The sequence below is a fragment of the Bradyrhizobium sp. USDA 4449 genome, from assembly GCF_054056275.1.
Window position 1 is genome coordinate 7,619,599 of sequence record NZ_JBSRYD010000001.1, and the last position, 7,643, is coordinate 7,627,241.

Here is a 7,643-nt window from a genome sequence, read left to right on the forward strand (position 1 = left end):
GCCCGCAGGAGACCAGAATGCCTATTCCGAGCAAAATCATTGCGGTTGAGGAGCATTTTTCCACGCCAGAATTTCCGGGCTTGCCGCTCGCCGAAATCTATGACGTCGGCGAGAGGAGAATTGATGCCATGAACGTGGCGGGCATCGACGTACAGGTCATCTCCTTGGCGGCGCCCGGCATACAAGGCATGGTGGATGCATCAAATGCCCGACGCAACGCTGCAGCGACGAATGAGCTGATGGCGCAGATCGCGCAGCGCTTCCCCGGACGGTTCGCCTGTCTAGCCTGTTTGCCGACGCAGGATCCGACTGCAGCTGCCAACGAACTGGAGCGCGCGGTCTTGCAATTCGGAGCGAAGGGGGCATTGATCAATGGCCACACGCATGGGCAATACCTCGATGAGGATCAATTCTCACCAATATGGGAACAGGCGGCTACCCTTGATGTCCCGATCTATCTCCACCCCAGTCGCGCGTACCGTGCGTGGGATATCTTGGAAGGTTACCCCGAGCTGAGCATGGCGGCCTGGGGTTGGAGCGCCGAGACAGGAGCTCACGCGCTGCGGGTCTTGCTGTCGGGCGTGTTTGATCGTTACCCGACGGCACGCATTATTCTGGGCCACATGGGCGAGAGCATTCCACTTTACATCGCCAGGATTGACAGCCGCCTGAGGCATGTCATAGCGAAACGCGGTCTCAGACTGGGTTCGATCTCGGACTACTTGCGCCGGAACGTCGTCATCACGACAAGCGGCGTGTGCTCCGACGCAGCCTTGCGATGCGCAATGGATGCGATGGGAGGACCAGATTCGGTTCTATTTTCGGTCGACTATCCCTATGAAAGCAATATCGAAGCGGCCAATTGGCTCCGATCGGCGGAATTTTCGGCGAACGTCATTTCCGCAATTGCACACCGGAATGCGGAACGTCTCTTCAAGCTCGAGGCTCAACCACCCATGCGGCGCCAGGAGCCATTAGCAATTAGATCGGCTCCGATTTCCTGAATCAATCTGTGTACATGCCTCACGGCCAGCGAAGGCGCCTCCCGGATACTGGTACCAAGCAGAATGCCCCGGACAATTGGTGGATTGACGATCCGCGAGATCGACAGCGCAAGTCGCGCTGCGGTTTGCTCAGTAAGCGCCTGAGCCGTCACAACGGCATAGCCCCCGCCCAAGGCAGCGAGGCTCAACTGAAATTTGAGCATATCGATTTCGATGACGGGGTTGAGCCGGATTCCGCGATCAAGCGCAATCTGCTCTAATCGATTGCGGAGTTGGCCAGACGTCGCCGCCAGAACAAGCGGCAGATCGTGAAGAGCGTCAAATTCGACTGTGGGCCCGCGCAGCAACGGGTCATTGTGTCTACCGACGAGACAAGTATCGACCGACCCAAGCCTGCGCCTATCACCGGCCGTACTCGTGCCGTCGCCAAGGTTGAGCGAGATATCGACTGTCCCATCGCTAAGCCACTCGTCAATCCGTCCGATCGGCCCGACGAAAATACGAAGCCGAACCTGTGGCATCTCATCCTGAACCCGCTTGTAGAGAACAGGTATAAGCGGATCCGCGAATGCATCGAGAGCGCCAATTCGCACGATGCCTGATGGCGTTGCATTGGCCGATCGCGCGTGGCTCAGGAAACGGTCGGAGTCCTGGATCAGCGACCTTGCTTGCGGCAGCAGTTCCATTCCCAGAGGCGAAAGCTTGACCCCGCGGCCGTTCCGATGAAAGAGCCGTCCGCCGATTTCTTTTTCAAGCGCGGACAGTCCGCGGCTGATGACTGGCTGCACCGTATCAAGCGCCCCCGCAGCCTTGGTCAGGCTACCCTGCTCGGCGACATTCACGAACAATCGAAGCAATTCCAGATTCATCGCAAGACCGCTCCCCGACGCCATGACGCATCCAACGCTGCCCGGTGGCGAAGCGCAAGCTACCCCAAGGCCGGCGAGGTCATAACCGGCCTGCCCCGCGCCAAGCGTGCAACGGGACCGCGAATCAACTGCAAAGAGGCACCTGCCTACGCCACGTGGCGGCGACTCAGAAAATCCAGGACGATACGGTTGAATGCGTCCGGCTGTTCCCAATGAGCTGAATGGCCGCACTCTGGAACAATGTAAACTTCACTACCGGGCAGATGGCTCGCCAGTTTTCGCTTGCGGGGCGGCGGCATGTACAGGTCCGCGTCGCCTCCGATCAGAAGGGCCGGAAACGACGTCTGCTCCAGCGCAGCAAACGTGATCGAGTTGGTCGGCGCCGGATTGGGCGGCCTTGTCGGTCCTGTGGACAGCCGCTCCCATTCAGCGACACCATCGGGACAGCTTGCACGGTAAGATGGTCCCAGTTCCTGGAACGAATTGGGAAGCGCGGAAAACGGGGCAGGCAAGAGACAGTGCGTGGTCTCTGTGAATTCGGGGTCTTCAACCCCGCCCATCGTGCACGCGAGGATCACGCTTTGGACGCGTCCCGGAAACGAGAGCGCAAAATCCAGAGCCACCGATCCACCTGCCCCGGCACCCAGAAGATGCAAGGTCTCGATTCCAAGCTGGTCCACAAGTCCGCCAAGATCACGAAGGCCAATGCCCTTTTCATTGACCGCGCTGCTCGAACCTTCGTGACCACGCCGCGAATACGCGAGAGCCCGATAGCCCGCGCCGGCAAGGGCGTGCTGCTGATACCCCCAAATCGCTGCGCTGCCGGTGATTGGATGGAGCAGCACGACCACCTCGCCGGCACCTCCGGTATCCCAATATCTCAGCCGGGCGTCGCCAATCGTTACCTCGCTCCAACAGTTAGGGGTAAGCGCGGAAGGTGGGGACCAAATGATCGGTCCCGCCTCCGCACACTGCCTCGGTCCATGATGTGGTCCCGCGCGTTCAGACACTTCGAATTGAGGCTCGGTTCATTTATCGATCTCCCGAACTCAAACTACGTTGCGGCAACGACCCCTGATCGCAGCCGCGGCACCCTGTTGACATCGACGTCCTGGTTTCGTCCTTCGTCAAGATACGGGAACCTGGACACGATCGCTCGGATTTCCTTCTGCCTCGTGCCAGGATTGCCCCATAAAACCTTGACCTCGGTGCCGATCTCGGCGCACTCGACATCAATCGAGCAGAGCGAGAGCATTTCGCGATAGTGGTAGCTATAGGCGCGACCGGAACTGATGCCAGACAGTTTTCCATCCTTGAGCACCTTGTCGGCGTAGTAGACAAACTTCGCATTGTCACCAGGAAAATGGTTCGGCTGATCCATGCTCTGGTAGGGTTCACCCTGTCTATACTGCGATGCGTGAACATCGAGGATGTCTTCCGAATTCCAGACCAGCGTCACCATCTTGCGGCGCGGATGAGCCACCTCCTTTTCCAGCGCCTTGCGGCCGACGAAGTTGTGGTCAAATTTGATCATGCGACTCCAGCCAAGCTCAACCGGATTGCGATAGCGGGGCTGAAGGCCGCCGTCCATGCTTCCCGCGATATGCGGGGGATACCCGATCGCGACGCCGGTTCGTTGGAGGAAATCGACCAGATCGGGCTCCTCGGCCCAAGGATAAGGAAAGTGATAGAACGCTTGCGGGTAACCGTTCTCCGTGTGGTTCATCATGTAGGCCCGAAAACCGAGGCGACGAAGGCCAAACGGACCGCCCGCGGTGACCAAAGCCTGATAAACGGCACGGGCGTCGTTGACGTCGCCATGCAATTCGTAGGCGAGCGAGCCGCCCATTCCCATGCGCAAAACCGACACAGGATGAGAAGCGAAGCTCATTTGAGTTTGCCGCTGACGCATGAACTTCAAATCATGGAAATCTTGTCCTGTCGCGGCCTCTAGCACCTCGAGCGAACGCGGCCCCGCCAGCTGGAACAAGAACACCTTGCCGGTAAGATTGGTTGCGGTCACATTGTATGAACCCTTTTGCAGGACATACGCCATGTACGGGGCCATCCAGTAGGTGATGAAATCGTCTTCCCCCAGCCGTACGATCACGCCGTCGGCCATTACTAACCCGTCTTCGTTACACATGATTCCGTGCTTTCCGCTACCAATCGGAAAGGTGGCGAAGCTGTTGACGCAGGTGTCGGACAGGAATTTCAGCGCATCCGGACCATGAAAACGAAGTGTTGGCGAAGGGTTTAATGTCCCGTGAAGATAGCAGGTCTTTTTCCAGGCCATCGTTTCATCGCGCCAACCTGTGTACTCGTAGGGGGTCAAAAAGGGGCGCGCCGGTCTGATCGAATACATCGTACAGTCCGGATAGTAAGGCACAAATGGTGTATGAGGAATGATTTTTTCGATATTATCGAAGTCCGTCATCTGGCTTTTTGTGCTATCACTCATGGCGTTTCCCTTATTTAGTATTTGAACTACTTACTTGCATCCGGATCACGCTACAGCTGCGATCTCCGTGCTGGCACCGACAAACATGCCAGTTCGTCTTCCCGCTAAATCAAGCCACGCAACCAGCGTAGCAGCGCAAGCCAGACGAACCCCATTCCGAGCACCGGTGATGGACCAGCCTTATCGCCAGCTTGGTCAAGCGCGCCAACCGCCGATGCTGGCGACTGTTCCGGAGGACCGGATCCGCTCGACGACGCGATTAAATTCCGTAAGTTTCCGGAGAATTGAGCAACCAATTCATCCGAGACAGCGACAATTACGCCGGATGCGCGGCCGTATTGAGCAATCATGCCGGAAAGTAGGAGGTCGGTATCTAGGCAGACTTCAGCCCCATCGCCGGACGGCAGAACGGACACTTTCGTTTTCGAGGTTGCGTTTCCCCGTCCTTTTGTATCGGTACCCCGACCGTGGATTGTCGCGGTCCGCGCGCCGTCATTACGGTCCTGAACAGCAACTATCCCATCGAAGGTCAAGGCAACAGGACCGAGCTTCACGTTGACACGCCCACGGTACTCTTCGTTAGAGCCGCACGAGTTCAGCTCGGCTCCTGGCACACAGGACGCGATTCGCGGCACGTCCATTATTGTGGACCAGGTCACGTCGGGATCAAGCTCGACCTTGAAAGCATTCCTCAACTGCATCTTGTAACCTACGTTTGCGGACGGCGAGCCGCTAGCTGCGCAGCCCATGCGATGACCTCGCGATCAATAATGCGTCGTTGTTCGACCGCCCTGTAGTCCATCCATACAGCGCCAACATGGACGAGCGCGCCAAATAGCAGCAATACCGGTTCTGTATATCAGATCGTACCCGGACGATATTTCCTATAATCATCAGTAAGTTGCCAAACACAGCACGTCAGCGCGCGCGCTGGTCGCGTCGCAAATTCGGCTCTGCACGGGCGTGCAATTGATATTAAAACTTGGCTCGACAAGATTGTGACCGACGTGGAGCATCGCACGCAGCGTCGGACTTCCATGGGAGTAATCGCCGAATGAACGCGAACGAGCCGCATCCTAAGAATGCTGTCGACGTCTCAGCAGAAGTCAAAATATCTGAGGACTGCGTTGGATGTCCTGGCCGAACCGATGGGACTTGTCTCCTCACGCCCCAGGCAACCGAGGGTCCATATTACCTCGACAATGCGCCCGAGAGACAGAATATAACAGATGGACGTAGGGGTCTCCCGCTCGACCTGCATCTACGCATCATCGATGCCGAACGAAGACCAGCTTCCCGCGCGCGCATCGATATCTGGCAGGCCGATGCGCAGGGCATTTACTCCGGCTTTGCTCTGCAGGGTGACGACGCAAACATCGATACGACGTCCGAGACGTTCTTGCGGGGATTTCAGCACACCGACGATGCCGGCATCGTCAAGTTTCATACGATCTATCCGGGTTGGTATCGCGGCCGTACCCCGCATATCCACGCGAAAGTCTCGATCGAGACTGTCTCTGTGCTCAATGCCCAGATCTACTTTCCAGACGCTCTTAACGAGTTTATTTTTGGCTTTAATCCGCGCTACGTACGGCCGATTTCCCGCGACACCCTCAATGCGACGGATCAGTTTCTCAAGCCGACTGGGCACAGCACGTTTTCCAATTTGCGGGAGGAAGCTGATTCCTATGTTGCCTCGCTGGTGCTCGTTGTCGATCGATCTGCTCGGTCGCCAAAATTCGTCCCCATGGTCCCGCGAGCCGCAGGAGAGCCACCGAGACGACTCCCCGCAGGCCCCGACCTGTCTCCGGACGAGCGCGTGGGATATCTGATGCCAAAATAGCCCAAACCGAGGAGACGATCGCGGAGAAAGATGGCCGCAGTCTTCTCAGTTAAACGTGCGCGCTTGCCCTCGGCGCAACCTCACTGCGTCCTCAGATCAGGCAAGCCGCGCTACGTTCAGCCGAAGATACGGTATTCGAAATCAGCATCGTCACAGTCATGGGACCGACGCCTCCCGGGACCGGGGTGAGATGGGACGCTTTTTGACGCACGCCGTCAAACTCTACATCTCCGACAATTCGGCCGGAAGGTAAGCGATTTATTCCGACATCGATTACCACCGCACCGGTCTTGACCATCTGCGGAAGTATGAGATTCGGTACACCTGCCGCCACTACCAGAATATCGGCTAATATGGTGAACTGGGCGAGGTCGCGCGTTTTGGCGTGACACACCGACACGGTCGCCTCTTCCTTCATCATCATCAGCGCCAATGGCTTTCCGACGATGTTACTTGAACCGACAATGATGACGTTTTGTCCGGACACCGGGATCCGTTCGTGCTGCAACAGCTTTAACACGCCGAATGGCGTGCACGGCGAAAAGATCGTCTGGCCAATCACCAGCCCGCCGACATTATAGAGATGGAAACCGTCAACATCCTTCTCTATCGCGATCTTGTGCAGAACTGCATAGATGTTGATATGGCTTGGCAGTGGAAGCTGCACTAAGATTCCGTGAATGGCCGGGTCTTCGTTCAGGCGATCGATTAAATCGAGGATGTCCGATTGATCGATCTCGATCGGCAATTCGTACAGATGGGAGTTGATACCGCATTCAGCGGACGCTCGTATCTTGTTCGTGACATAGAGACGGGAAGCAGGATCACTACCGACCAGAATCACCGCTAGCCCCGGCGTGACGTTTGCCTGCCGCTGGAGTTTCAAGACCCTCTGGCGACAATCCTCGCGCAGACTTGTTGCGATGGACTTGCCATCAATGATCCTGGCGACCATAGACCCCTCCGACACACACTATGACAGCCTCGCAACGATGCCATCTATTCCGCAAACACGATCGTTTTGTTCCCGTTAAGCAAGACACGATCGTTGAGGTGATATCTTACAGCCCGAGCCAGCACCCTGCGCTCGATATCACGGCCTTTCCGCACCAGATCGTCCGGAGTGTAGCGATGGCTGACCCGCTCGACGTCCTGCTCGATGATGGGCCCTTCATCCAGGTCGCCGGTCACATAATGAGCCGTCGCACCAATCAACTTGACGCCTCTGTGGTGGGCCTGCTGATACGGCTTGGCGCCCTTAAAATCCGGGCAGGAAGGAATGATGTATATTGATGCAGCGACCTTCCAGCCTCCGACACAACTCGCCCGACAAGATCTGCATATATCTTGCAAGTACAACGAGATCCACCTTCTCACCTTCGATGATAGACCAAAGCCTGCTCTCCTGGTCCGCCCTGCTCGCCGGAGTACTGGGAAGATAGTGAAACGGAATATCTCCGAGCGAC

General features: G+C 57.0%; 7 protein-coding genes and 1 pseudogene. 2 read left to right on the forward strand and 6 right to left on the reverse strand.

The annotated features are described in order from the left end of the window. Positions 1-17 precede the first annotated feature (17 nt). Positions 18-1,004 carry an amidohydrolase family protein gene (locus tag ACVIIW_RS35990; RefSeq protein ID WP_456705038.1) on the forward strand — a complete coding sequence of 329 codons (987 nt, stop codon included), beginning with the start codon at positions 18-20 and terminating at the stop codon, positions 1,002-1,004. Here ACVIIW_RS35990 and ACVIIW_RS35995 read toward each other — a convergent pair. The 4 genes from ACVIIW_RS35995 to ACVIIW_RS36010 form a co-directional block, all read right to left on the reverse strand. Next, positions 947-1,873, reverse strand: coding sequence for a LysR family transcriptional regulator (locus tag ACVIIW_RS35995; protein ID WP_456705039.1), 927 nt, complete (start codon positions 1,871-1,873; stop codon positions 947-949). The genes ACVIIW_RS35990 and ACVIIW_RS35995 overlap by 58 nt on opposite strands. Before the next feature lie 146 nt (positions 1,874-2,019). Then, complete coding sequence (locus ACVIIW_RS36000) at positions 2,020-2,724, reverse strand: alpha/beta fold hydrolase (RefSeq protein WP_456705040.1); 705 nt, start codon at positions 2,722-2,724, stop codon at positions 2,020-2,022. 203 nt (positions 2,725-2,927) lie between these two features. Next, complete coding sequence (locus ACVIIW_RS36005) at positions 2,928-4,334, reverse strand: aminomethyl transferase family protein (RefSeq protein ID WP_456705041.1); 1,407 nt, start codon at positions 4,332-4,334, stop codon at positions 2,928-2,930. 104 nt (positions 4,335-4,438) lie between these two features. Then, entirely contained in the window at positions 4,439-5,035 is a 597-nt protein-coding gene (locus tag ACVIIW_RS36010) for an SRPBCC family protein (protein WP_456705042.1), read from the reverse strand. Between the two features lie 353 nt (positions 5,036-5,388). On the opposite strand from ACVIIW_RS36010, the gene ACVIIW_RS36015 reads away from it, so the two are divergent. Then, on the forward strand, positions 5,389-6,177 hold the full coding sequence (locus tag ACVIIW_RS36015) for a dioxygenase family protein (RefSeq protein ID WP_456705043.1): 789 nt from the start codon (positions 5,389-5,391) through the stop codon (positions 6,175-6,177). A 91-nt stretch (positions 6,178-6,268) separates the two neighbouring features. Here ACVIIW_RS36015 and folD read toward each other — a convergent pair whose 3' ends face one another. Further along, positions 6,269-7,132 (reverse strand): bifunctional methylenetetrahydrofolate dehydrogenase/methenyltetrahydrofolate cyclohydrolase FolD, encoded by an 864-nt coding sequence (gene folD / locus ACVIIW_RS36020; protein WP_456705044.1) that lies wholly within the window; start codon positions 7,130-7,132, stop codon positions 6,269-6,271. A gap of 44 nt (positions 7,133-7,176) precedes the next feature. Further along, positions 7,177-7,643: pseudogene (locus tag ACVIIW_RS36025) on the reverse strand (formyltetrahydrofolate deformylase); the annotation flags it as partial.